Genomic DNA, 22459 nt, shown 5'->3' on the forward strand with positions numbered 1-22459 from the left:
GGTGACCATCTCATTAACCCGGTCAATGATTGGCCGGGTAAAAAGAGCAGAATGTAACACTGATATGGATATCGAGGGGGATATCTCTGTTCCAGCCTATCCCGGCAATGTGTCAAAAAGATGACAACCTAAGCCTTACGATACAAACGGCGGGGATGGCCGATATTGCCATAGCGCATTTCGACGCGCACAAACTGGCTTGCCACGCAGTATTCCAGATATCGGCGGGCGGTGGTTTTACTGATGCCAGCCTGCGCCACCACGTCCTCTACCGCATGGGCCACATCCGGCTGATCGATAAATAACGATTGAACCAGCTCCAGGGTAATGGTTTCAATCCCCTTGGCGCTGGGTTCGTTAGAAAACTGCTTGGACTGTAAGTTATACAGCGCATCGACGCTGCTCTGGTCAATGACCTTGAAGGTGCGCTGGGTCTGTACAAACTGCATAAAGCGTTCCAGCGAGTTGCGTAGTCGCTTGTAGGATACCGGTTTGATGATGTAGTCGAAGGCCCCGTTACGGATGGCTTGACTACAGGTATTCATATCGCTGGCCGCAGTGATGAAAATCACCGAACAACCCGGCTTTTTCACCGCCGCTTCTTCCATCAGCGCGATCCCCTGGCCGTCTGGCAGAAAGTTATCGAGCAGGATCAGCCGGGGTTGGTGAGCATTAACTTTTGCTCTGGCCTCCGCCAGGGTCGCGGCATAGGCCACCACCCGCAGATTGAAGTTTTTCTCAATAAATTCGGCGTGCAGCGTAGCCAGTTGCGGCTCGTCTTCCACGATCAGAACGTCCAGCGTCTCAGGTTGCATAGGTGGGTTCCGGGTACTTAAGCTTTGGGAATAAACAGCGAGAAAATGGTGCCGTGCGGATCGTTGTCCGACACTTCGATGCTGCCATGTGCCTGTGCAACATGGCTGGCTACCAGGTGCAGGCCAATACCGTGGTCGCCCTTGTCTTTGGTCGTCACGCCTTGTTCAAATAGCGTATCACGAACCTGCGGCGCAATCCCGGTGCCGTGGTCGGCCACTTCGATCACCAGCTCGTTGCTGCTGTCATTGATATAGAGTTCGACCGCTTCGTGTGGTGCTGCGCAACGCAGCGTGGCATCGAATGCGTTATCCAACAGGTTGCCGATAATCGACATCAGTTCGGTTTCGTTCAGCGCGGCGGGAATTTGGCGCAGCTGACAGGCGGGATCAAAGCGGAGTTCGATCCCCTTTTCCCGTGCACTGGAGTATTTGCCCAACAGCAGACCACACAGCGCGGCGGAGCTGAAGCGTTGGGAAATAAAATCGAGGATCTCCTGTGCGCCTTCCGACTGGGCCTCTACATAGCGGATGGCTTCGTCATAACGTTGCATATGCAGCAACCCGGCGAGCGTGGCCGTCCAGTTGAGCTGTTCGTGGCGCATGATGCGTAGATTGTCGGCATAGCGTTTCACTTGGCTAAGCTGGCTGCTGAGCGTGTTGATGTCGTTCTTGTCGCGGAAGCTGATCACCCAGCCCTGGAGTTCATCCTCCTGCATAATCCGTACCCGGCTGGCGATCACCAGCACATGGTTGAAGCGGCACACCTCATCGTGGGTGTCGTGCCCCAACTGTTCAGCGGCAAAGAAATCAGGCTGTGACTGGATGATCTCAGCGATATGCTGTCCCATCAGATTATTGGCCGGTTGACGCAGATCCAGCAGGTCACGGGCGGCGTGGTTAATGGTGATGATGCGCAACTGTGGATCTATGGCTATCACCCCTTCATAAATGGCTTCAAGCAGGGCTTTTTGCTGGCGTACCAGCAGCGCGATCTCTTTGGGCTCCAATGAAAACATCTGGCGTTTCAGGTTCTTTGATAACAGCCAGGAAAAGATAAACAGCGCCATCAACAGCAACACGATCGAAGCGACGATCTGGGTCAGCGTACGGGCATTTAAACTGTCGATATGGGATTTCAGGTAGCCAACGGAAACAATACCGATCACCTGGTTATTGTCATCCACAATCGGTGCCTTGCTACGCAATGAAATACCGATACCGCCTTTACGGATGGAGATAATACTTTTGCCTGCCAGCACCTCTTTATTATCACCACCGACCATGGGTTTCCCCAGTTGCTCGGGATGCTCGGAGTGGTAAAGGTGCATGGTCCGGTTATCGCCGATCACAATATAGCTGGCATCGCTGCTGGCGCGGATTTTTTTCATCAGCGTGGCGATGTATTGCGTGTCGTTATTTTCAACGGCGGTCACCAGGGAGGGGATCAGTGCAATCTCACGTGCCTGCACCTGAGCACGGGCACCCAGATCCCGGTGCAACTGAGCATCCAGTTGGTAGTAGGTGTAAACACCGATCAACGTCAATAGCACACAGGAAAAGGCGACCAGGCACAGGAACAGTTTGATATGAAAAGAGAGCTTGATGCGCATGGTTTGCCGTGGGTCCAGGGTGTCTGTCGGGATGACTACCCTATCATGAGAAGGTATCAGAGTAATATTGCTCAGGATCAAGTTGTGAGCATCGCCACGGCTTTATGGTAGAGGGAATATTGCATCGCAGCGTGGTGAACGGCAAGCGTGCGAAAAAAGCAGTAAAACTTAAAATAAGCCTATTATTAACGCCATTAACTCCACGCACTATTTTACATAAGGCTTATTAACACCATAGAAACCATAACCCCCATTAAAAACCCTTTTTTATTTTGAACACAATCACAGCGGTGGCTCCAAGCGTTTCTCTATGATGGCCGGACAAACAATAAGAGGCCATATTATGAGCACAACCGATGATTCCTACCTGGTAGCCAAAGATAAAACCGCCGATATTCCGCTACGTGAAAAGTGGTGGCATATACTGGATAATTACAAGATAGGAATTATTCCACTGCCCTTATTTATGCTGGCCGGGGGGCTGATCCTGCTCGATTGCCTGGCGGGGAAATTGCCCAGCGACATCGTCGTGATGGTAGCGACGCTGGCGTTCTTTGGTTTTGCCTGCGGTGAGTTTGGCAAACGCCTGCCGCTGGTGGGCAAAATGGGGGCGGCTGCCATTTGTGCCACCTTTATTCCTTCCGCGCTGGTGCATTATGGCCTGCTGCCGGACGTGGTGGTTGATGCTACCACCAAATTCTACAAGTCGACCAATATTCTCTATCTCTACATCTGCTGCATCATCGTCGGCAGCATTATGAGCATGAACCGCCAGGTGCTGATCCAGGGCTTCCTGCGTATCTTTGTGCCAATGCTGTGTGGTGAAGTGGCCGGTATGCTGGTCGGAATGGCGGTGGGGATGGCGTTGGGGCTGGATCCGTTCCAGATCTTCTTCTTCCTGATCCTGCCGATCATGGCCGGTGGCGTGGGAGAAGGCGCGATCCCATTGTCGATGGGTTATGCCGCCATTTTGCATATGGAACAGGGTGTGGCGTTGGGGCGTATTCTGCCGATTGTGATGCTGGGTAGCCTGACGGCGATCGTCATTGCCGGCCTGTTGAATCAACTGGGGAAACGTTATCCGCATCTGACCGGTGAAGGCAGCCTGATGCCGAGCAAACAGGGCGACAGTGAGATGGCCGCGACGGAGAAATTGAGCGGTAATGTGGATGTCGCCACGATCGCCAGCGGTGCGCTGCTGGCCATCCTGCTGTATATGGTGGGTATGCTGTTACACCGAATGATCGGCTTACCAGCCCCGGTAGGTATGCTGTTTGCTGCGGTGGCGGTGAAGCTGGCACACGGTGTTTCACCACGTATTCAGCAAGGATCGCAGGTGGTATATAAATTCTTCCGCACCGCCGTGACCTACCCAATCCTGTTTGCCGTGGGCGTGGCTATCACGCCGTGGCAAGAGCTGGTGAATGCCTTTACCGTGCAAAACCTGATCGTCATCGTAGCCACGGTAAGTACGCTGGTGGCAACTGGTTTCCTGGTGGGCAAGAAGATCGGTATGCACCCGATCGATGTGGCCATCGTTTCCTGCTGCCAAAGTGGGCAGGGCGGAACCGGTGATGTGGCCATTCTGACGGCGGGCAACCGGATGTCGCTGATGCCTTTTGCCCAGATCGCTACGCGCATTGGCGGGGCTATCAACGTTTCGCTGTCGCTGCTGGTGTTAGCGCATTTCTTCTGATTAGTGTGTTGCCGACTTGCCCCGCCAGGATGCGGGGCTTTTTTATGCTTGATTGCGCCGCGTGAACTCCTGGCTAAACCAGTCAATAAACACCCGTACTCGAGGGGATAGCTGACGATTGCGCGGGTAAAGGAGCGATACCGGTAAAGGAGGGGAAGGGAACTGGGGCAAGATAGGAACCAGAGTGCCGTTAGCCAAATCGGTGCGCAGATGGTAGCGAGGCACCTGGATAATCCCTAGCCCACGACGTGCCGCTTCAACCAGGCTTTCTGCACCGCTGACCATCACGCTGGCGGGTAATGTCAGCTGCTGTACCTCGCCCTCCACCGCGAATTCCAATGGGAGCAGTGTGCCGGTTTGTGAGGAGCGAAAGCCGACCATACGATGGCCAGCTAGCTGCTGGATCGAATCAGGCGTACCTAAGCGTTGCAGGTAACCAGGAGCGGCACAGGTGACCTCAGCCAACTCTCCCAATCTGCGCGCGACCATATCGCTGTCCCTGAGTTTGCCCACCCGTACCACGCAGTCGATGCCTTCGCGCACCGGATCCACCAGCCGATCCCCTTCGCTCATATGGAATTCAATGTCGGGATACAGCGCCAAAAAATCGCTCAGCCCCGGCAGCAGAAAGTGGCGGGCTAATGTGCCGTGCGCGTCGACGCGTAACATCCCCTGTGGTTTTGCCCCGGCAAAGGCCATTTCGGCGTCTTCAATCTCCGCCAGAATGGTCAGGCAGCGCTGGTAATAAGCCTCTCCGTCCAGCGTTGGGCTGACGTGTCGCGTTGTGCGTTGTAATAGGCGCACATTGAGGCGGGATTCCAACTGCTTGATGGCATCGGTCACCGTGGAGCGGGGCAAACCCTGCGCCTGGGCTGCCTGAGTGAAGCTGCGCTGTTCCACCACGCGGGTGAACAGCCGCATCGCATCGATTCTGTCCATCTTATTGTTCGCATTTTTCGGATAGTGATGCTGAAGAATAGGGGATTATTCGCGTTGGCGACAGGTGCATGATGTCAGCACTGAGTTTAGCTGCCCGATAAGGATCGAAAAATGACTGACAACACACAACAAGTAGCCCTGGTAACTGGAGCATCGCGCGGTATTGGGGCTGCCATTGCCGAGCGCCTGGCCGCCGACGGCTTTACCGTGATTATCAACTACGCGGGCAACCAGCAATTGGCGGATGAACTGGTGCGTAACATCGAACAGCGCGGAGGGCGAGCGTTGAGTGCCAAAGCCGATGTCAGCGATCCGCAGGCGGTACGCCAACTGTTTGACCGCGTTGAACAGGCGTTTGGCGGTGTTGATGTGCTGGTGAACAACGCTGGCGTTATCGAGTTGGCTCCGGTGGCGGAGATGAGTGATGCCCAGGTCGATCACCTGATCGACATCAACCTGAAAGGTACCTTCAATACCCTGCGAGAGGCGGCCAAGCGGCTGCGTGATAATGGCCGCATCATCAACTTTTCCTCCAGTGTGGTAGGGCTGTTGCAGCCGGGCTACGGCATGTATGCCGCTAGCAAAGCGGCAGTAGAGGCCTTGACCAGCGTGTTGGCAAAGGAGCTGCGTGGCCGTGCCATTACTGTGAACGCCATCGCCCCGGGGCCAACGGCCACCGATCTGTTCCTCAATGGCAAATCTCCCGAACTGATCGAACGGCTGGCGAAAATGGCCCCGCTGGAACGCTTGGGGCAGCCGGTGGATATTGCCGCGACGGTGTCTTTCCTGGCTGGTGCCGACGGTGCCTGGATCAATGGCCAAACCCTGCGCGCCAATGGTGGAATTATTTAACAGACCCTCTTTGGTAAGGGCGCAGCATGCTGCGCCCGATTAGTTTTAAAATTCCCAGTCTTCATCCTCGGTATTTACCGCTTTGCCCATCACGTAGGAAGAGCCGGAGCCGGAGAAGAAGTCGTGGTTCTCATCGGCATTGGGCGACAGCGCCGACAGAATTGCCGGATCGACCTGTGCCATTGAAGGTGGGAACAGCGCCTCGTAGCCCAGATTCATCAGCGCCTTGTTGGCGTTATAGTGCAGGAAGGTTTTGACTTCTTCCGTCCAGCCCACGCCGTCGTAAAGCTCCTCGGTATAACGCACTTCGTTGTCATACAGATCCTGGAGCAAATCGAAGGCAAAATTCTTCACTTGCTGACGGCGGGCCGGACTGGCCTGTTCCAGGCCTTTCTGGAACTTGTAGCCGATGTAGTAGCCATGTACCGCTTCATCGCGAATGATCAGGCGGATCAGATCGGCGGTGTTGGTCAATTTGGCCCGGCTCGACCAATACATCGGCAGATAAAAACCGGAATAGAACAGGAACGACTCCAGAAACACGCTGGCGACCTTCTTCATCAGCGGATCGTCGCTGCGGTAATGCGCCAGAATGATGCTGGCCTTTTTCTGTAGCGTGCTGTTTTCCTCGCTCCAGCGGTAAGCCTCATCGACATCCCGCGTCTGACACAGGGTAGAAAATATCGAACTGTAGGAACGGGCGTGTACCGCTTCCATAAAGCTGATGTTGGAATACACCGCCTCTTCGTGTGGCGTGATGGCGTCTTCGATCAGCGCCGGAGCGCCGACGGTATTCTGGATGGTATCCAGCAGCGTCAGCCCGGTAAAAACGCGGATGGTAAGCTGTTGTTCCTTGTCGGTCAGCGTAGCCCAGGACGGAATATCATTCGACAGCGGCACCTTTTCCGGCAGCCAGAAGTTGCTGGTCAGGCGGTTCCACACCTCCAGATCCTTATCGTCATCAATCTTGTTCCAGTTGATGGCCTGCACTCGTTGCATTGTCATAATTTCCTCACAGCGCACAGGACACGCAGCCCTGCACCTCGGTACCTTCTAACGCCATCTGGCGCAGGCGGATGTAATAGATGGTCTTGATGCCTTTACGCCAGGCATAGATTTGCGCGCGGTTAATATCGCGGGTGGTGGCGGTATCGCGGAAGAACAGCGTCAACGACAGCCCTTGATCCACGTGCTGCGTGGCGGCGGCATAGGTATCGATAATCTTTTCCGGACCAATTTCGTACGCATCCTGGTAATACTCCAGGTTGTCGTTGGTCATGTAGGGAGCAGGGTAGTAAACCCGGCCAATCTTGCCCTCTTTGCGGATCTCGATGCGTGAGACGATCGGATGGATGCTGGAGGTAGAATTGTTGATATAGGAAATCGAACCGGTAGGCGGCACCGCCTGTAGGTTCTGGTTATACAGCCCGTGCATCATCACCGAAGCCCGCAGTGCCAGCCACTCCTCACGCCCTGGAAGGGGGATATTGGCGTTGGCAAACAGTTCACGCACTCGCTCGGTTTTAGGTTGCCACTCCTGCTCGATGTATTTAGCGAAATACTCCCCGCTGGCGTAGGTGGAGTTTTCAAAGCCACCGAAGCTGCTACCGCGGGCTATCGCCAACTGGTTAGAGGCGCGCAGCGCGTGGTAGGTCACGGTGTAGAAATAGATATTGGTGAAATCGATTCCTTCGTCCGAGCCGTAGAAGATACGTTCGCGTGCCAGATAGCCGTGCAGGTTCATCTGACCGAGGCCGATGGCGTGCGAAGCCTGATTACCGGCGGCGATAGACGGCACCGAGCCGATATCGCTCATCTCCGCTACCGCCGTCAGCCCGTAGATCGCGGTTTCCACCGCCTTGCCGAAATCGGGGGCATCCATGACTTTGGCAATGTTCAGCGAGCCGAGGTTGCAGGAGATATCTTTGCCGATCTCGGCATAGCTCAAATCCTGGTGGTAACGGCTGGGGCTGTTGACCTGCAGGATCTCCGAGCATAGGTTGCTCATATTGATGCGCCCGGCGATCGGGTTGCTGCGGTTGACCGTATCTTCAAACATCATGTACGGATAGCCGGACTCGAACTGGATCTCCGCCAACACCTGGAAAAACTCGCGCGCGTTGATACGGGATTTGCGGATGCGCTTGTCGTCGACCATCTCACGGTATTTTTCGCTGACGCTAATCTCTGAGAGCGGCACGCCGTACACCTGCTGCACATCGTAAGGCGAGAACAGGTACATCTCTTCGTTGTTCTTGGCCAGCTCGAAGGTGATATCCGGTATCACCACCCCCAGCGACAGGGTTTTGATGCGGATCTTTTCGTCGGCGTTTTCCCGCTTGGTATCCAGGAAGCGCAGAATATCGGGGTGATGGGCGTGCAGATACACCGCCCCGGCCCCTTGGCGTGCACCCAGTTGGTTGGCATAGGAGAAAGCATCTTCCAGCATTTTCATTATCGGGATCACGCCGGAAGACTGATTTTCAATGCGCTTGATTGGCGCACCCACCTCGCGGATATTGCTTAACAGAAAGGCCACGCCGCCGCCGCGTTTGGAGAGTTGCAGCGCTGAATTCACCGCGCGGCCAATCGACTCCATATTGTCTTCGATCCGCAGCAGGAAGCAGGAAACCAGCTCGCCACGCTGCTGTTTACCGCAGTTGAGGAAGGTGGGGGTAGCGGGTTGGAAGCGCCCGGAGATGATCTCCTCCACCAGATCCTGTGCCAAAGCGGTATCGCCAGCCGCCAGTCGCAGCGCCACCATGCAGACCCGATCTTCATAGCGTTCCAGATAGCGTTTGCCATCGAAGGTTTTCAGCGTGTAGCTGGTGTAATACTTGAAAGCGCCGAGGAAGGTTTCGAAGCGGAATTTCCTGGCATAGGCCTGCTGGAACAGTTGCTTGATAAAGGCGAACTCATACTGTGCCAGCACCGCGGCCTCGTAATACCCCTCATCCACCAGATAGCGTAATTTCTCCTCCAGGTTATGGAAGAACACGGTGTTCTGGTTCACGTGTTGCAAAAAGTATTGCCTGGCCGCCAGCCGATCTTTATCGAACTGGATACGTCCTTCAGCGTCGTAAAGGTTGAGCATCGCGTTGAGCGAATGGTAATCCAGCGTGCCGCTGGCGGGCCTGGTCAGTTCTGTCGTTGCCAAAATGCGGTGACTCCCTGTTGAACGGTGGCGACGTCTTGTGTGGTGCCGAGCAGCTCAAAACGATAAAGCACCGGTACCTGGCATTTTTTGGCGATGATGTCACCGGCGATGCCATACGCTGCGCCGAAATTGGTGTTACCTGCGGCAATCACTCCGCGCAGGTAAGCGCGATTCTGCGGAATGTTGAGAAAACGGATCACCTGGATCGGTACGGCACCAACGCTGCTGCCGCCGCCGTAGCTGGGGACGATCAGGATATACGGGTGCTCCATCAGCACTTTTTTACTGCCAGCGATCGGGATGCGTATCGCTGGCAGGGCCAATTTCTCAACGAATCTGTGGGTGTTCTCCGAACTGCTGGAGAAGTAAACCAGCGGATCCATGGCACACCTCAGGAGGTTAGGGCGTTGGCTAACGCGCCAATCTTGTCCGGACGGAAACCAGACCAGTGATCGTCACCCGTGATAATCACCGGAACCTGCTGATAACCCAGAGACTTAACGTGATCCAGCGCCTGCTGATCCTGGGTGAGATCGACCACGCGATAGTCGATCCCCTGTCTATCCAGTGCACGATAGGTGGCATTGCACTGGACACAATCTGGTTTAGTGTAAATAATAATACTCATGATTCGCATTTGCCTTTTGTCTGACAGGAAAGGCGGATAGGTCAGAGAACGGCGCATTACATGGGCGTTTCTGACGGTGTCACCAGCCCGGGCGTTTTCCCCTGCGGCGATGAATGAATACTATATGTGGATATTTATTTTATCAACATCACTATATGTGGTGTTTTTAGGTTTTTGATGCGCAGGCCGCGCCGAGGCTGGAAAAGCGGTGGGGAAATTTTTTTTTGCGGTGAGAGTTGAGCAGGCCGGGTTACCCCGGCCAGTAAAATTACTGCCGCATGCTGACGGCCAGGCGGTTAAAGGCGTTCATAATGCTGATGGCAAAGGTCAGATCGCTGATTTCGGCGTCGCTGAAATGGGCTTTCAGGGCGTCAAAGGCACTGTCCGGTGCGCCGGTCGCCGCAATCAGGGTGACCGCTTCGGCCCATTCCAACGCAGCGCGTTCCGCTTCGCTAAATTCGTGGCTGACACGCCAGCCCGCCAGCGTATCCAGCTTGGCGTGACTTGCTCCCCCTGCTCGCAGCGCTTTACCGTGCATATCCAGGCAGAAGGCGCAGCCGTTGATCTGTGAAACGCGCATAAACATCAGCTCGATGAGCGTCTTGCCCAGCGGGCCTTTTTCCAATCCGCCCAAAGCGCTCAGCATGGCTTTATAAGGGGCCGGTGACAGTTCGGCGTACTGCAAACGTTGCTTGATCATGTTCTACCTCGGTGTTGCGACATCGCAAATGTATGGCGCTACTTTAACGGCGATATGGTCTATGCTATAGAGCCATAAAATGATTATTTAACCAGGCCATGATGCGTAGTGCTTTGCCCAGATCCCCCTCACCCCAACCCTCTCCCAATGTAAGGATCGAGTTACTTCATGAACACTGGCTTGGGGAGAGGGAGTTAGCCCGGAGCCACCATTGGGTGCAGGTGCTCAGTTGTGGCACGGTCAGTCCCCTCGTCCTTTGGGAGAGGGGGGACATCAGGTCATGACACGTCATTTTCTTGCTTCCCTACGGCTGGATCCCCAACAGGCCGAGCCGCTATACCGGCAGATCTATCTGCGGATCAAAGACGCTATTGTGCAGGGCACCCTGGTGGCTAACAGCCGTTTACCTTCGGTGCGGGGCCTGGCAAGCGATCTCGGCGTCGCGCGTGCGACGGTTGAAAATGCCTACGGTGCCTTGATGGCCGAAGGTTTGCTGCAAAGCCGGGGTCAGGCGGGAACCTATGTTTCTGCCCAGTTGCTGAAAGTGTCTGAGCGCCGCGAGCCGTCGGCGGCCCCCACTTTGTCGACTCCGGCACCTTCCGCATTCCAGTCTCATCCCGCAGGGCCGACTCAGCCTTTCCAGCTTGGCCTGCCCGCGTTGGATGTCTTCCCACGGGCGGTATGGCAGCGCATCGTTGCCCGGCAACTGCGTGGTACTACGATGGCCGCACTGGCACATCCGCCACCCAACGGTCTGCTGGAACTGCGAGAGGCAATCGTACACTACCTGCACCTTTCCCGTGGCATCGTCTGCCAGCCGGGGCAGGTGTTTATCTGCGCGGGTTATCAGGCCCTGTTGGAACTGGTGATCAACGCATTGCTGCAACCAGGAGAGGCGGTTTGGCTGGAGGATCCTGGCTATCCTGTAACTCAGCCGATGTTTAACGCCGCCGGGATGAAAATTGTCCCGGTGCCGGTGGATGAAGAAGGGATGAACATCAACGCCGGAATTAGCGCCCGGCCGGATGCCCGCATGGCGGTGTTGACGCCAACTCACCAAAGCCCGTTAGGGGTTACCCTCAGCCTGACCCGGCGAATGGTGTTGCTGGATTGGGCTGCCCGTCACAGGGCATGGATCATCGAAGACGATTACGACAGCGAATGTCGCTACTACGGCAAACCCTTACCGCCGTTGAAAAGCCTCGATCGCCAGGGCCGTGTGCTATACGCCGGAACCTTCAGCAAAACTCTGTTCCCGGCGCTACGCATGGCCTATCTGGTGGTGCCCGCCGAGCAGGTGGCGGATTTTGAACGTTGTAGCCAGCTACGCGGCTGCGGTTGCCCCCCATTACTGCAAGCCGGGGTAGCCGATTTTATCAACGGCGGGCATTTCTACCGCCATCTGAAGCGGATGCGATTGTTGTATCGCCAGCGGCGCGCGTGGCTGGCGCAGGCCCTGACAGAGCGGCTTGCAGACTATTTGACGGTGGCACCACAGGCTGGCGGTATCCAGATGCTGGTTCATCTGAAAGCAGGGTTCAATGATAACGAGCTGGCGAAGAAAGCCTGGCAGCAGGGGTTGTCGATACAGGCGTTGTCGGATTGGCAGATGTCATCGTCTGGCGATAACGGCTTATTGCTGGGCTTTGCCAACTTCACCAGTTACAGCGAGGCAGAACGCGCAGTCGCCCGGCTGGCGAAGGTTATTGAGAATGGAAAATAAAGCGGCCCACGGAAAACCGTGGGCCAGACGCACATCTGTTGTTATGGGCACTGCGACTACATGGTTAACGCCGGGCCAGCAAGACGCCGATCACGATGCCCACTGCGGCACCGATGCCAACGCCTTGCCAAGGTTTGTCTCGCACATAGCTATCGGCATTGTCAGCTACGTCGCGCGCATGTTGTGTCAGGCTGCTGGAACCACTGAAACGTGCACGGGCATCGCGTAGTATGCCTTTTGCCTTGCTGTGCAGTTCATGCAGTTCTTCTTTGGTTTTGCTGCTGGAATCACGTAATACTTCATCCAGCGTATCGGCCAGCAGGTTCACGTCCTGATCGATGTCTCGTTCTACTTTATCGGTCTTCTTAAACATTCGACTCTCCGTTGTGACACATGTCTATTAAGTGTAGACCACATTTGGGAAGTGTGCAGACGATCACGTAAATATCAAGCGATCAACAACCTGCGGCAATAAAATCGCCGTTGGCACTCACTGGGATCACCGCGCTAAATAACACCAACGCAAACAGGATCAGTATGACTCCCCCCAGCATCATGGCAATGCGTGCCGCTTGTGGCAGATAAACGCCCATCAGCGGACCGCCGGTGTGAATAAATCGTTCACGTAAATGGTGCACCAGCGTTGCCAGGATCATGATTGACAGCGCCGTTCCCAGCGCCATGCTCAGCGCGGAGATCACTCCCCAGGTAAACATGCCGATGGCGTTGGCAAAGACCAGGATCAGGATCGCGCCACTGCAAGGGCGGATACCGATCGCGGCAATCACCCATAATGCATTACGCCAGCCACCGTTCAGATCGCTGGCGTCAGGCGAGTGCTTGTGGCCGCAGCCGCAATGTGGATCGTGTTGGGTTATCAAGGGAGTCGCCGGGATGGCCTTCATCATGGATGGCCGTAGGACGAGGGATTTACGCAAGCGCAGCCCACCAGCGCGCCAGATCAGCATCAGCCCAAAACAGGCAATAAACACGGCGCTGCCTTTTTCCACCCAATAGCGGCTGAGGCTAAGATCGCCCATCGAAAGATTGAGCGCCACCGCCAGGATCAGCACAAACAAAATAGCGACCACCCCCTGCATCAGGCTGCCGCACAGGGTAATCAAGCGGCTGATAGCCAACTGTTGGCGATTGGTCGCCAGGTAGGTGGTGATCACAAATTTGCCGTGCCCAGGCCCGACAGAGTGCAGGAAGCCATAAATAAAGCTACCGAACACCAACATCATACCGCCACGGTACTGATGATTTTGCTGTTGCAGCAGATACATCACCAAATAGCGGTGCATGTAAATCTGGAAGTTGATGCAGTACTGCACGAACTGCGCCCAATGGCGGGTAAACAGCGCCAGCAGTGCGATCAATAACAACGCGGCAATGCCCAGGCTGACCTGATTGAGCGGGGTGATCCTCTGCGATAGTGTTCTCATGGCAGCGCCTGCGGGGATGACGATCGGAAGCGATCTGCTTAAAGCATAACCTGATGTACGAGGTTCACAAGCTCTGTACATTTGGTTACTCAGCGAAACCAATCACTCACGGAAGCGGGTGATTGATTCCTCTATTATCTCCTCAACGGCCCAACCGGGCTTACCGAAAAACACAATCCGAGGATTTAAAGATGAAAAAAGTATTAGCGCTGATCGTTGCTGCCACCATGGGCCTGTCTTCTGTTGCTTTCGCTGCTGATACTGCGGCTGCACCGGCACCAACTGCGGCTCCTACTACTGCGGCTCCTGCGGCTGAGAAAGCGCCAGCTAAAGCGACTCACCACAAGAAAGAACATAAGAAAGCCACCAAAAAAGCTACCGAGCAGAAAGCTCAGGCCGCTAAAAAACACGCCAAAAAAGCGCCAGTAGCGCAAAAAGCTCAGGCAGCGAAAAAGCATCACAAAGCCGCCGCCAAACCAGCTCAAAAAGCCCAGGCAGCGAAAAAGCACCACAAAGCCGCAGCCAAACCAGCTCAAAAAGCTCAGGCCGCTAAAAAGCACCACAAAGCTGCCGCTACCAAAGCTCCAGTAGCTCAGAAAGCTCAGGCTGCTAAAAAGCATCACAAAGCCGCAGCCAAACCAGCTCAGAAAGCCCAGGCTGCTAAAAAACACCACAAATCAAGCAAAAAAGCCGCTGCTCCAGCTGCAAAATAAGTGAAGATTGCGGAGCCGTCAGGGTTCCGCATCATCCGCTGAATACTCTGACACCCGGTCTTCCGGGTGTCTTTTTTTTGGGGGGTTATATCATGATCAATCGCTACCTGTTTGAAGTGATCTTCAGTGCCGTTACGTTATGTGGTCTGGTTGTTGCTTGGGAATTGTTCCTTGCCAGCAGCTTCCTGTAATTATTGCGCGATAGGCGTTTCGTGCAGGTGTAGCCAGCGAGATCCTGCGGCAGTCTGGGTAAACACCACGGTAGAATAACGCAGGGTTGCCGGTTGGCCTGGCAGCGTTTGCTTCTCGCGATAGTTGACTACGGCACCCGTTGCCCATTCTGCGACCAGCGTCATTTCCTCGATCACAATCTCCAACCCCGGCTTTGCTGCCCGATGTGCCTGGAAAAATGCCCCCAGTTCTTTGCACCCCAACTTGCTGCCGTTTAGGGCAATCATGCAAAAATCATCCTGAAAGCGCGTTAACAGCGCCGGATGTTCGCCGGTTCCTTTTCCCAGCCAGTTGGCAATAGCGACATGGGCATCATGCACTTCGGTAAAATAACGATTCATCGGGCTTCCTGTTTGGCGTTGAGATGGCGCACGATGGCGCGGTTGGCAATACGCAGGCAGAGCAGCATCGGGATCAGCGTACTGGCTGCGGCGAGATAAAAACAGTAACGATAGGCCGAGAGGGGATCGTTATGGCTGAGCAGCAGGTTGAGCAATAGGCTGAGCAAGGTCACCCCAAAGCAAAAGCTCAGTTGGCGGTTGATATTCCATAAGGCGCTGGCATCGGCCAAGCTGGTGTCGGCAACGGTGAGAAAGGCACAGCTCTGTGCCGTGCTGCTACACAGACTGCCACCCAATCCCATCAGGGCAAAAGCGAAGATTTGCCAGCTATGCTGCCCAGCATCACCGATCTGCGATAACGCCAGCATCCCCAGTCCTTGCAAAGCGCAACCGACAATAAACAGCGGGCGCGGGCCACAGCGATTGAAAACCTTGCCGGTCAGGGTGATGGCGGCAAAAGAAGCCAATGACCAGGGAACCATCAATCCACCAACCTGAGTGGCCGACATACCCAGCTGGTTTTGCAGATACAGCATGGCGACCAGACTGACGCCGATGAACAAACCAGGGATGCATTGGTAGACGATCATGGCGATGCGTAATTGCGCATCCTGCACCAGCCGCAGATCCAGCAGCGGGTGCGGATGACGCAGGCTGTGACGCAGGTAGTAAGTAAACACCAACAATCCGCCGAGCAGCAAGGTTGCTCCCTGCAACAGTGAATGGGGTTCGCTCAAACGGGTCAGGCCCAGCAGGATCAGGGTGAGTGCCAGACAGGCGCTGAACAGCCCGACAACGTCCAGCGGTTTAATTTCGCTAGTTGAAGGTTCGTTACGTAACCAACAAATAGCCAGCAGCAGGGCCAGCGCCGCCAGCGGCAGATTACTGAAAAACACCCAGCGCCAGTTGAAGTGATCGACGATCAAGCCGCCCAGTGCCGGGGATAATGCCGGAGCCAGCAGCCCCACCAGCATGATAGCGGCAGACAACCCGGCGCGTTCATGGCTGCGAAACAACTGATAGGTGAGCGTTTGGCCGATGGGGATCAGTAACCCTCCACCCATGCCTTGCACTACTCGCCAGCCGATCAGTGCTTCGATGGATCCGGCGCTGCCTGCCGCCGTGGTTGCCAGCATAAACAGCACCAGCGACAGCAGAAACACTTGCCGCCCGCCAATGCGCTGTGCCAGCCAGGCACTGAGCGGGATCACCAGCGTCAGGCCAAGTAGATAACCATTGCTGACCCAGGCCAGTTGGCTGATGTTGGCCTGCAAGGCGTGGCCGATCGCCGGATAGGCCACGTTGGCGATAAACATGTTGATCAGGTCGACAAAGAAGCCGAGCAGATAGACGATTGCCACTTTAGTACGATAAGCCATGAAGCCTCCGGTTGAAGGCGTGCAGTGTAGCGGGCAGCAAAAGGCGGATAAATCGGCGCAGGGCGATTACACTGTCAAAAATATTTTGACAGTTGGCGAGTGGGTAATGCTGAATTTAGCTAGATTGACGATGTTTATCGCGGTGGTTGATAGCGGCAGCTTCACCGCCGCGGCAGAGGCGCTAGGGCACACCAAAGCGGTGGTCAGCTTTAACATCAAGCAGTTGGAAAATGAGTTAGGTGTTTCGCTGCTGGTGCGCAGTACGCGGCGGTTGTCACTCACCGATGCCGGAGAACGTTTTTACCCACGCTGCCAGCGTTTGTTGCAAGATGCGGAATACCTGCTCGACGACGTGCGCCGCGATCATCATGGCTTGAGCGGCGTTCTGCGTATCACCAGCACGCCGGAATATGGCACTCAGATGGTGGTGCCAGCCTTGGCTGCTTTTGCGCAGTTGCACCCGCGCTTACGCATTCAGCATGTTTCTTCCTCCTATCATGCAGATCTGATTTCCGAGCGATTTGACGTGGCTATCCGCCTGGGTCATCTGGCGGACTCCAACCATCATGCGGCGCTGATCGACAACTTCAATATTGTGCCAGTGGCGGCTCCTGCCTATCTGGCTGGCCAGCCGATCGCGTCATTACCTCAACTGGCTCAGGCCAGCTGGTTGGCTCATAGCCGTCTCGCTTCGCCGCTGAGTTGGCAAGTGCTTACCCCTGAACGGCAGGCAGTATTGTTCAAGGTAGAAGGAGACGCCAGGCTGATGGCCGATAGCGCTACAGCGCTGCTGACTTTCGCGTTACAGGGAGCCGGTGTGGCCCTGTTGCCGGAATGGCTGGTACGGCCCGTTATTGCTAACGGGCAATTGTGTCACCTACTGCCAGATCATCAGTTCCCGGCCCAGAGCATCTATGCGCTTTATCCCAATACACACCATGTGCCGGAGAAGGTACGGGGGTTTATTGATTTCCTGCGGGCGCGGGTAGCCAGGGCTGAATAAAGGCCAGCACGGCCACGATGGCCTGCTGGTGGGCGCGTTCACGCTCGGCGGGTGCAGATCCACAGATAAAGGCTTCCCCTTCCTCCGCTAATATCTCTGTGGCGGCGGGGGTACAAAGTTGTAAGAAATCGAAGTGATTACTGCCCGGCAAGACGATGGCCTTGATCGGCTGCTGCCCACTATAGGTTGCCAGCGATTCTGCCCCCAGGCTTGCGGGATCGTTGCCCGGCATAAAGCGCTGTGCGGCGATGATCAGCAACGGAGCACTGATTTTCCGCAGGCTGGCCGGTTGCAGATAAGGCACCATACCTGGGTCCAGGGCGATGGCAAAGCGGATGCGGGCATCGGTGTAATTGGCATCAAACGCCGAGGCAGAGAGAGTCTCTTTGTTCACACCGTTATAAAACAGGCAGTTAGGAGAGCGGGGTTGGCGTTGGCAACCGGCGATGAAATCCTTTAACGCTACCTGACCGCCAATCGCGGAGATGGCGCTGTAGCCACCTTTGGAATGACCCGCCACGCCAATGGCCTGTGGGTTGATGCGCGGCTGCCAGGTAGTGTCCTTGAGCATCGCATCGATCAGCGCCGAAATATCGCGCGTTTGTTGCCACAGTTCGAGCGATTTTGCCGGGATGGAATCACCGCTGGTACTGCCCGGATGGTTGGCTGCGATCACGATCATCCCTTGCTGCGCTAATGCGCTCGCCAGCCAGGCTTGGCTGCTGTTGTTGCCTCCGCTGCCGTGGCTGATAATCAGCAGTGGAAAATGCCCGTTGGCGGGAGGGGCGTCTGGCAGCGCTGAGATACCTGCAAACACCGGCCTGCCAACGACCTGTTGCGGCTGGCCTTGGGCGCTGGTCGGATAATAGATGCGGCTGACCAAGGGGCGATCGCCGTTATAAAACGTTTGCAGGCGGCTGGCAACCTGCCAGGGGGCCGCCGTGGCGACACTGCTAAACAACAGACACAGGATCCAAAACTTTTTCATCATTGCTCCTTAAAAGGGAAAACCAGACCATCGCATCGGTGCCCCTCCTGTGCGACCTCGATCGCGATCTAGGTCGTTAAGCAATTGTTTTAGTTGACAATGGTCTCTACACTGGGTCGTTGCCGAATAATCACAGAGGTATCATGCCGCTTATCCCGCTGTCTTTTCTGTTCAGTCTGTTGTGCCTGGCGTTGATTGTACGTCTTGGTTGGCCGCAGCCTCGCCGTTGGTTGTTACAGCTGTTGCTGTTGATCTGCGCCTGGCAAAGCCTGCTGGTAGGGATCCGCTTTGGCTATCAGCAACCTTGGGTTGCCCCGCTGCAACCTTTGGGCGCCGCCCTGATCCCACCATTGTGTTATCTGGTGTTGATGCTGCACGCACGTGGGCCGATGGGGTGGCGCGTCGTTGGGCATTTGGCGTTTCCGCTATTGGTGCTCTTGGCGCAGTGGCAAGCGTTGGTGGCATTGGATGGGCTGATCATTATCGGCTATTTAGGCTACGGCGCGGCTATCTTGCTGTACCTGCGGCGCGGAGAGAATGCCTTACAGCAGGTGCCGTTGGCGGAGAGTTGGTTGAGCTATCGCTTATGGTGTGGCTTAGGTGGCCTGTTGATCGTCTGCGGTTTTACCGAACTGGCGATTGATCTGGACTACGCGCTGTTTGCCGGGAGCCATGCGGGTGCACTGGCGGCCTTTGGCAATGTGATGGTAGTCGTGGGCGTCGGATTGGTACTTGGCCGTGAACGCCAGCAGCCCGAATCTGAGGAGGTGCCCCAGCCAGCCACGGATGCAGAAGCCGTAACAGAGGATGACGAACGCTGCTTTGAGCGGATTAACCAACGGCTGCGGCAAGACGATCTCTATCTGGAACCGGCGCTGAATCTGGCCCGGTTGGCGCGTAAGGTGGGCATACCCGCCCGCAAAGTTTCTCAGGCGATCAACCAACAGGCGGGGATGAACGTATCCCAATACGTCAATCAGTTACGCATTCAGCAAGCGGCCCTGATGCTGAGCAACAGCGATCGCCCGGTGACCGAAATTATGCTGGAGGCCGGTTTCAGCACCAAGTCCAACTTTAACCGTGAGTTTTTGCGAGTGCAGGGGATGAGCCCCAGTGAATGGCGTAAACGGCAGTTGGAGGACCTATAGCCACAGATTATTCCTAAACCAGAATACATACCGATAAATTAATTGTTTCATCTCCTGATTGCGGTAAGGTCGCTTGGCTATCCAGAACTGAGAGGAGAAATCGATGTATTTACGGCCGGATGAAGTGGCTAAGGTGTTAGAGAGTACCGGTTTTGAGCGTGATTATGTCACCGATCAGGCCTACGGCTTTCGCAAGGGCGAGCATTATGTCTATGTGAATCGCGAAGCGCGGATGGGCAGAATGGCGTTGGTGATCCACCCGGCGCTGAAAGAGAAGAGTATCCATTTTGCCACCCCCACCGCGGCGGTGCGTACCAGCGAACAATATCTTGAGTTCCCGCTGGATTTAAGCGGCGATATGCCCAACGCACGTTATGGCATTCCCCACGGTTTCAGCTCCCGCGATGCGCTCTCGCGCTATCTCTACAGCATGTTCCTGTAAACTCTCCCCCGTTGCCGGGGGAAAGCTTCACCAGTTGGGCAGTGCTTCCCGGTTATAGCGTTCGTTGTAGGCACGGCGGAACTGCGCCAGCTCAAACGCATCCAGATCCAACTCAGCAAAGTAAAACAGTGCCGCTTCGGTGTGCTCGGCATGTAACTCCGGCGAAAGCCCGGCGCGTATCAGCGTTTCCCGCCACAGGCCAATCTGCTCATCATCCGCCTGCTTGATAAACGTCAGGTAGATAAACAGCAGATAGGCGGCCTGATGCATTTCTTCGGTGTAGCCGTTGTTCAACATGCGGATAAAGCTTTGGCTATGGCGGTTGCCCATCTCTTGCAGCATGGACTCAACCAGCATCGGCTTTATTTTCAGCAAATGCGCCAGTGAATCTATCGCCTTGCGGGTGTCGGAAGTCAGGACACGATAACCAATAATGAAAACTACGATCAGGGCGGCGATGATGATCCACGTCATGTATGATTTTTACCGTCTTGGTGCGCAACATACGCGCCCGAAATTGTCAGTGTTGCTCGCCGCTGAAATTGTCTGCGGCCCGTGGTTGGTTATGGACATGGCGATTAAAGGTAGCGGCATCTTTTGCCAGCGCATCCAGGTGCGCGCCCAGCATCTTGATCTGCTTGACCAGGGCATGCTGTTCCGGCACCGAACTGGCGGTACTCAGTTTGTTTACCAGCTGTTCATTCTGCATACGCAACTTGGTTTCACGCCGTTGCGCTTCGGCCAACTGCTGTTGCAGAGCCTGGTAGTCCTGTTGCCATTCCCGGTGCTGCTTTTCGAAGCTGGCTTGTAACTCATTCATTGCATTCTGAAACTGGGTTTCCAGCTCGCGCATATTCATGGGTTGGATCCTTTGCGGCACTCAATAATGGTCTGCAGTATAGCGAAAACCGCTCATAAGCTCACCCGTTGCCGTTAATTCCTTACTTGCAACCAAGGTAAAGCGTCTTACAATCATTCCATTCTCCGCACTAGAAGATCCCCCTGTTAGAGCAATCTCCCGAGAGTGATGCGTAATGAGCAACGAAGAGAAAGGTTTTTTTGAACAGGCGATGGCCGATGTGACACCGTTATCCGAGGGGCAACAAACGCTGTATCTCAAGCCGCAGGATGCCGTCGATAAACGGGCGCGCCGAGAGGCTCAGGCGTTGCAATTGGAGAACTTCCTCAGCACCGGCTTTCTCGACATCATTCCCTGCGATACGCCGTTGGAATTCAAGGGTGAAGGCATTCAGCAGGGCGTGCTGGACAAACTGCGTCACGGTCACTATCCGCCACAACTCAGCCTGAATCTGCTGCGCCAACCGGTGGAGAACTGCCGTCAGGCGCTGTTCCGCTTTATCATCCAGGCGGAGAAAGACAGCCTGCGCTCATTGCTGATCGTGCATGGCCGCGGGCGCACGGATCAAAGCCATCCGAATATCATCCGCAGCTACCTGGCGAAATGGCTGGGGCAGTTTGAACAGGTGCAAGCATTTTGCCGGGCATTGCCGCGCGACGGTGGGGAAGGGGCGTGCTACGTGACGTTGCGTAAGTCTGCCGCGGCCAAGGCCGATAACTTCGAGCGCCACGCCAAACATAGCCGTTAAGCGACATCTCCGGCAGCATCGCTGATCAAATGATTGAGGAAACGTTGCAGAACGTCGGAAGGAAAGTCGTTCTTGCGCCAGAACACTCCGACGCTGCCTTTCTGTTCTAGACGGGGGAGCGGCAAAATAGTGAGCTGGCCCTGAGCAGCATAGCGAGCAGCCAGCCGCCATGACAGAATGGAAATCATCTCGCTGTTCTGAGTCATGCCCAACGTCACACTCATTGATGCCGACTCAATATGATCGCTGGGCAGCATCACGCCTTGTTCCACCAGCGCGTTGTCGATACTGACGCGGATCGGCGTGCCGCTTGGCCAGACGATCCAGCGATAGGCCATCAGTTCTTCCCAGGCAATGCTGCTGCGGCTGGCCAGCGGGTGCTGCGTGCGCGCGACGAAACACACCGGTTCGGTATACAGCACGCGGTAGTTGAGCGGCAGTTGCAGGGCATGGCCACCAATACGGCCAACCACCACATCGATCTTGCCCGCCAGCAGGTTTTGCAGCAGTGGCGTCATCACGTTTTCTACTATTTGCAGGTGCACGTTAGGGTAATCATCAACCACTGCCAGAATTGCTTGTGTCACGCAGTCGGTCGCTACCGGAGAGCAACCGATCAACAGACTGCCCTGACCCCCTTGTTTGAAACGAATGATATCTTCACGTGAGCGATCGAGATCGTTAAGGATACGCCGCGCGTGCTCCAGCAGCAGTTTCCCACCCTCAGAGGGGCGTAGCCCCTTGCTGTGACGCTCAAACAAACTGATACCGACATCCTCCTCCAAAGCTGACAGCCACTTAGACAGCGCAGGCTGCGTGATATTCATCATCTTGGCCACCTGAGTCAGGTTGCCTTGCTCACCGAGACACATCAACAGGCGCAGGTGGTGGATTTTAAGGCGCTGAGTCCAGTCTGCCATTTGTCATAACCTCCAGGTTATCGCTAGGGCGGAAATGCCATTATCTTTTCACATTAGCCTCCTACATAGTATTAACAACTTAGCAACGCGCATCACAAAAATAACAAAAGACCCTATATCCA

General features: G+C 55.4%; 24 protein-coding genes. 8 read left to right on the forward strand and 16 right to left on the reverse strand.

Annotated features, from left to right (window positions below; translation table 11 throughout):
- Positions 1-128: 128 nt before the first annotated feature.
- Positions 129-815 carry a response regulator gene (locus tag U869_RS0125340; protein ID WP_025119709.1) on the reverse strand — a complete coding sequence of 229 codons (687 nt, stop codon included), beginning with the start codon at positions 813-815 and terminating at the stop codon, positions 129-131.
- A 17-nt stretch (positions 816-832) separates the two neighbouring features.
- Positions 833-2425 (reverse strand): sensor histidine kinase, encoded by a 1593-nt coding sequence (locus U869_RS0125345; protein WP_025119708.1) that lies wholly within the window; start codon positions 2423-2425, stop codon positions 833-835.
- A 343-nt stretch (positions 2426-2768) separates the two neighbouring features.
- On the opposite strand from U869_RS0125345, the gene U869_RS0125350 reads away from it, so the two are divergent.
- Complete coding sequence (locus U869_RS0125350) at positions 2769-4121, forward strand: 2-hydroxycarboxylate transporter family protein (RefSeq protein WP_025119707.1); 1353 nt, start codon at positions 2769-2771, stop codon at positions 4119-4121.
- A 42-nt stretch (positions 4122-4163) separates the two neighbouring features.
- Here the strand turns inward: U869_RS0125350 and U869_RS0125355 are convergent, their stop codons facing one another.
- The gene (locus U869_RS0125355) at positions 4164-5060 is read right to left on the reverse strand and encodes a LysR family transcriptional regulator (protein ID WP_025119706.1); all 897 of its coding nucleotides are present in this window, start codon (positions 5058-5060) and stop codon (positions 4164-4166) included.
- Positions 5061-5171: 111 nt separating this feature from the next.
- On the opposite strand from U869_RS0125355, the gene U869_RS0125360 reads away from it, so the two are divergent.
- Positions 5172-5912, forward strand: a complete 741-nt coding sequence (locus U869_RS0125360; RefSeq protein ID WP_025119705.1) for an SDR family oxidoreductase — start codon at positions 5172-5174, stop codon at positions 5910-5912.
- Positions 5913-5957: 45 nt separating this feature from the next.
- Here the strand turns inward: U869_RS0125360 and nrdF are convergent, their stop codons facing one another.
- The 5 genes from nrdF to U869_RS0125385 all read right to left on the reverse strand — a co-directional run bounded on the left by nrdF (position 5958) and on the right by U869_RS0125385 (position 10397).
- On the reverse strand, positions 5958-6917 hold the full coding sequence (gene nrdF / locus U869_RS0125365; RefSeq protein ID WP_025119704.1) for a class 1b ribonucleoside-diphosphate reductase subunit beta: 960 nt from the start codon (positions 6915-6917) through the stop codon (positions 5958-5960).
- A 7-nt stretch (positions 6918-6924) separates the two neighbouring features.
- On the reverse strand, positions 6925-9069 hold the full coding sequence (gene nrdE / locus U869_RS0125370; RefSeq protein ID WP_025119703.1) for a class 1b ribonucleoside-diphosphate reductase subunit alpha: 2145 nt from the start codon (positions 9067-9069) through the stop codon (positions 6925-6927).
- Positions 9051-9452, reverse strand: coding sequence for a class Ib ribonucleoside-diphosphate reductase assembly flavoprotein NrdI (nrdI, locus tag U869_RS0125375; protein WP_025119702.1), 402 nt, complete (start codon positions 9450-9452; stop codon positions 9051-9053). The genes nrdE and nrdI overlap by 19 nt, the downstream gene beginning before the upstream one ends.
- Positions 9453-9460: 8 nt before the next feature.
- The gene (nrdH, locus tag U869_RS0125380; protein WP_025119701.1) at positions 9461-9697 is read right to left on the reverse strand and encodes a glutaredoxin-like protein NrdH; all 237 of its coding nucleotides are present in this window, start codon (positions 9695-9697) and stop codon (positions 9461-9463) included.
- Between the two features lie 268 nt (positions 9698-9965).
- Entirely contained in the window at positions 9966-10397 is a 432-nt protein-coding gene (locus tag U869_RS0125385) for a carboxymuconolactone decarboxylase family protein (RefSeq protein ID WP_025119700.1), read from the reverse strand.
- Positions 10398-10677: 280 nt separating this feature from the next.
- On the opposite strand from U869_RS0125385, the gene U869_RS0125390 reads away from it, so the two are divergent.
- Positions 10678-12120, forward strand: a complete 1443-nt coding sequence (locus tag U869_RS0125390) for a PLP-dependent aminotransferase family protein (RefSeq protein WP_025119699.1) — start codon at positions 10678-10680, stop codon at positions 12118-12120.
- A 64-nt stretch (positions 12121-12184) separates the two neighbouring features.
- On the opposite strand, the gene U869_RS0125395 is transcribed toward U869_RS0125390, so the two are convergent.
- Together U869_RS0125395 and U869_RS0125400 are read right to left on the reverse strand one after the other, a co-directional pair.
- Complete coding sequence (locus U869_RS0125395) at positions 12185-12493, reverse strand: YqjD family protein (RefSeq protein WP_025119698.1); 309 nt, start codon at positions 12491-12493, stop codon at positions 12185-12187.
- Between the two features lie 82 nt (positions 12494-12575).
- Positions 12576-13565: a nickel/cobalt transporter gene (locus U869_RS0125400; RefSeq protein WP_025119697.1), complete on the reverse strand. Its 990-nt coding sequence runs from the start codon at positions 13563-13565 to the stop codon at positions 12576-12578.
- 191 nt (positions 13566-13756) lie between these two features.
- Between U869_RS0125400 and asr the strand changes: the two genes are divergently transcribed.
- On the forward strand, positions 13757-14278 hold the full coding sequence (gene asr / locus U869_RS0125405) for an acid resistance repetitive basic protein Asr (RefSeq protein WP_025119696.1): 522 nt from the start codon (positions 13757-13759) through the stop codon (positions 14276-14278).
- Between the two features lie 191 nt (positions 14279-14469).
- On the opposite strand, the gene U869_RS0125415 is transcribed toward asr, so the two are convergent.
- Positions 14470-14850, reverse strand: a complete 381-nt coding sequence (locus U869_RS0125415) for a hypothetical protein (protein ID WP_025119695.1) — start codon at positions 14848-14850, stop codon at positions 14470-14472.
- Positions 14847-16229, reverse strand: coding sequence for an MFS transporter (locus U869_RS0125420; protein WP_025119694.1), 1383 nt, complete (start codon positions 16227-16229; stop codon positions 14847-14849). The genes U869_RS0125415 and U869_RS0125420 overlap by 4 nt, the downstream gene beginning before the upstream one ends.
- Before the next feature lie 106 nt (positions 16230-16335).
- On the opposite strand from U869_RS0125420, the gene U869_RS0125425 reads away from it, so the two are divergent.
- Complete coding sequence (locus U869_RS0125425; RefSeq protein WP_025119693.1) at positions 16336-17232, forward strand: LysR family transcriptional regulator; 897 nt, start codon at positions 16336-16338, stop codon at positions 17230-17232.
- On the opposite strand, the gene U869_RS0125430 is transcribed toward U869_RS0125425, so the two are convergent.
- Positions 17192-18220, reverse strand: coding sequence for a dienelactone hydrolase (locus tag U869_RS0125430; RefSeq protein WP_025119692.1), 1029 nt, complete (start codon positions 18218-18220; stop codon positions 17192-17194). The genes U869_RS0125425 and U869_RS0125430 overlap by 41 nt on opposite strands.
- 143 nt (positions 18221-18363) lie before the next feature.
- Between U869_RS0125430 and U869_RS0125435 the strand changes: the two genes are divergently transcribed.
- The gene (locus tag U869_RS0125435) at positions 18364-19368 is read left to right on the forward strand and encodes an AraC family transcriptional regulator (protein WP_025119691.1); all 1005 of its coding nucleotides are present in this window, start codon (positions 18364-18366) and stop codon (positions 19366-19368) included.
- Between the two features lie 103 nt (positions 19369-19471).
- Positions 19472-19810 carry a DUF2002 family protein gene (locus U869_RS0125440; protein WP_025119690.1) on the forward strand — a complete coding sequence of 113 codons (339 nt, stop codon included), beginning with the start codon at positions 19472-19474 and terminating at the stop codon, positions 19808-19810.
- A gap of 27 nt (positions 19811-19837) precedes the next feature.
- Here U869_RS0125440 and U869_RS0125445 read toward each other — a convergent pair whose 3' ends face one another.
- Both U869_RS0125445 and U869_RS0125450 read right to left on the reverse strand, forming a co-directional pair.
- The gene (locus tag U869_RS0125445) at positions 19838-20284 is read right to left on the reverse strand and encodes a DUF1198 family protein (RefSeq protein WP_025119689.1); all 447 of its coding nucleotides are present in this window, start codon (positions 20282-20284) and stop codon (positions 19838-19840) included.
- Between the two features lie 46 nt (positions 20285-20330).
- Positions 20331-20669, reverse strand: coding sequence for an MbeD/MobD family mobilization/exclusion protein (locus U869_RS0125450; protein WP_025119688.1), 339 nt, complete (start codon positions 20667-20669; stop codon positions 20331-20333).
- A 175-nt stretch (positions 20670-20844) separates the two neighbouring features.
- Between U869_RS0125450 and smrA the strand changes: the two genes are divergently transcribed.
- Positions 20845-21417: a DNA endonuclease SmrA gene (gene smrA, locus U869_RS0125455; protein WP_025119687.1), complete on the forward strand. Its 573-nt coding sequence runs from the start codon at positions 20845-20847 to the stop codon at positions 21415-21417.
- On the opposite strand, the gene U869_RS0125460 is transcribed toward smrA, so the two are convergent.
- Positions 21414-22337 (reverse strand): LysR family transcriptional regulator, encoded by a 924-nt coding sequence (locus U869_RS0125460; protein ID WP_025119686.1) that lies wholly within the window; start codon positions 22335-22337, stop codon positions 21414-21416. The genes smrA and U869_RS0125460 overlap by 4 nt on opposite strands.
- Positions 22338-22459: the final 122 nt, after the last annotated feature.

Origin of the sequence: Serratia sp. H1w (assembly GCF_000633355.1) — a bacterium.
Lineage (GTDB): Bacteria > Pseudomonadota > Gammaproteobacteria > Enterobacterales > Enterobacteriaceae > Chania.

What these genes read in the sequence shown, in the direction of transcription:
- nrdI (WP_025119702.1), bottom strand. Translation starts at nt 9,452, where the DNA reads ATGGATCCGCTGGTTTACTTCTCCAGCAGTTCGGAGAACACCCACAGA.
- U869_RS0125425 (WP_025119693.1), top strand. Translation starts at nt 16,336, where the DNA reads ATGCTGAATTTAGCTAGATTGACGATGTTTATCGCGGTGGTTGATAGC.
- smrA (WP_025119687.1), top strand. Translation starts at nt 20,845, where the DNA reads ATGAGCAACGAAGAGAAAGGTTTTTTTGAACAGGCGATGGCCGATGTG.
- U869_RS0125340 (WP_025119709.1), bottom strand. Translation starts at nt 815, where the DNA reads ATGCAACCTGAGACGCTGGACGTTCTGATCGTGGAAGACGAGCCGCAA.
- U869_RS0125395 (WP_025119698.1), bottom strand. Translation starts at nt 12,493, where the DNA reads ATGTTTAAGAAGACCGATAAAGTAGAACGAGACATCGATCAGGACGTG.
- U869_RS0125345 (WP_025119708.1), bottom strand. Translation starts at nt 2,425, where the DNA reads ATGCGCATCAAGCTCTCTTTTCATATCAAACTGTTCCTGTGCCTGGTC.
- asr (WP_025119696.1), top strand. Translation starts at nt 13,757, where the DNA reads ATGAAAAAAGTATTAGCGCTGATCGTTGCTGCCACCATGGGCCTGTCT.
- U869_RS0125435 (WP_025119691.1), top strand. Translation starts at nt 18,364, where the DNA reads ATGCCGCTTATCCCGCTGTCTTTTCTGTTCAGTCTGTTGTGCCTGGCG.
- U869_RS0125420 (WP_025119694.1), bottom strand. Translation starts at nt 16,229, where the DNA reads ATGGCTTATCGTACTAAAGTGGCAATCGTCTATCTGCTCGGCTTCTTT.
- U869_RS0125460 (WP_025119686.1), bottom strand. Translation starts at nt 22,337, where the DNA reads ATGGCAGACTGGACTCAGCGCCTTAAAATCCACCACCTGCGCCTGTTG.
- U869_RS0125445 (WP_025119689.1), bottom strand. Translation starts at nt 20,284, where the DNA reads ATGACGTGGATCATCATCGCCGCCCTGATCGTAGTTTTCATTATTGGT.
- U869_RS0125350 (WP_025119707.1), top strand. Translation starts at nt 2,769, where the DNA reads ATGAGCACAACCGATGATTCCTACCTGGTAGCCAAAGATAAAACCGCC.
- U869_RS0125415 (WP_025119695.1), bottom strand. Translation starts at nt 14,850, where the DNA reads ATGAATCGTTATTTTACCGAAGTGCATGATGCCCATGTCGCTATTGCC.
- U869_RS0125355 (WP_025119706.1), bottom strand. Translation starts at nt 5,060, where the DNA reads ATGGACAGAATCGATGCGATGCGGCTGTTCACCCGCGTGGTGGAACAG.
- U869_RS0125440 (WP_025119690.1), top strand. Translation starts at nt 19,472, where the DNA reads ATGTATTTACGGCCGGATGAAGTGGCTAAGGTGTTAGAGAGTACCGGT.
- U869_RS0125390 (WP_025119699.1), top strand. Translation starts at nt 10,678, where the DNA reads ATGACACGTCATTTTCTTGCTTCCCTACGGCTGGATCCCCAACAGGCC.
- nrdH (WP_025119701.1), bottom strand. Translation starts at nt 9,697, where the DNA reads ATGAGTATTATTATTTACACTAAACCAGATTGTGTCCAGTGCAATGCC.
- U869_RS0125430 (WP_025119692.1), bottom strand. Translation starts at nt 18,220, where the DNA reads ATGAAAAAGTTTTGGATCCTGTGTCTGTTGTTTAGCAGTGTCGCCACG.
- nrdF (WP_025119704.1), bottom strand. Translation starts at nt 6,917, where the DNA reads ATGACAATGCAACGAGTGCAGGCCATCAACTGGAACAAGATTGATGAC.
- U869_RS0125400 (WP_025119697.1), bottom strand. Translation starts at nt 13,565, where the DNA reads ATGAGAACACTATCGCAGAGGATCACCCCGCTCAATCAGGTCAGCCTG.
- U869_RS0125360 (WP_025119705.1), top strand. Translation starts at nt 5,172, where the DNA reads ATGACTGACAACACACAACAAGTAGCCCTGGTAACTGGAGCATCGCGC.
- U869_RS0125385 (WP_025119700.1), bottom strand. Translation starts at nt 10,397, where the DNA reads ATGATCAAGCAACGTTTGCAGTACGCCGAACTGTCACCGGCCCCTTAT.
- U869_RS0125450 (WP_025119688.1), bottom strand. Translation starts at nt 20,669, where the DNA reads ATGAATATGCGCGAGCTGGAAACCCAGTTTCAGAATGCAATGAATGAG.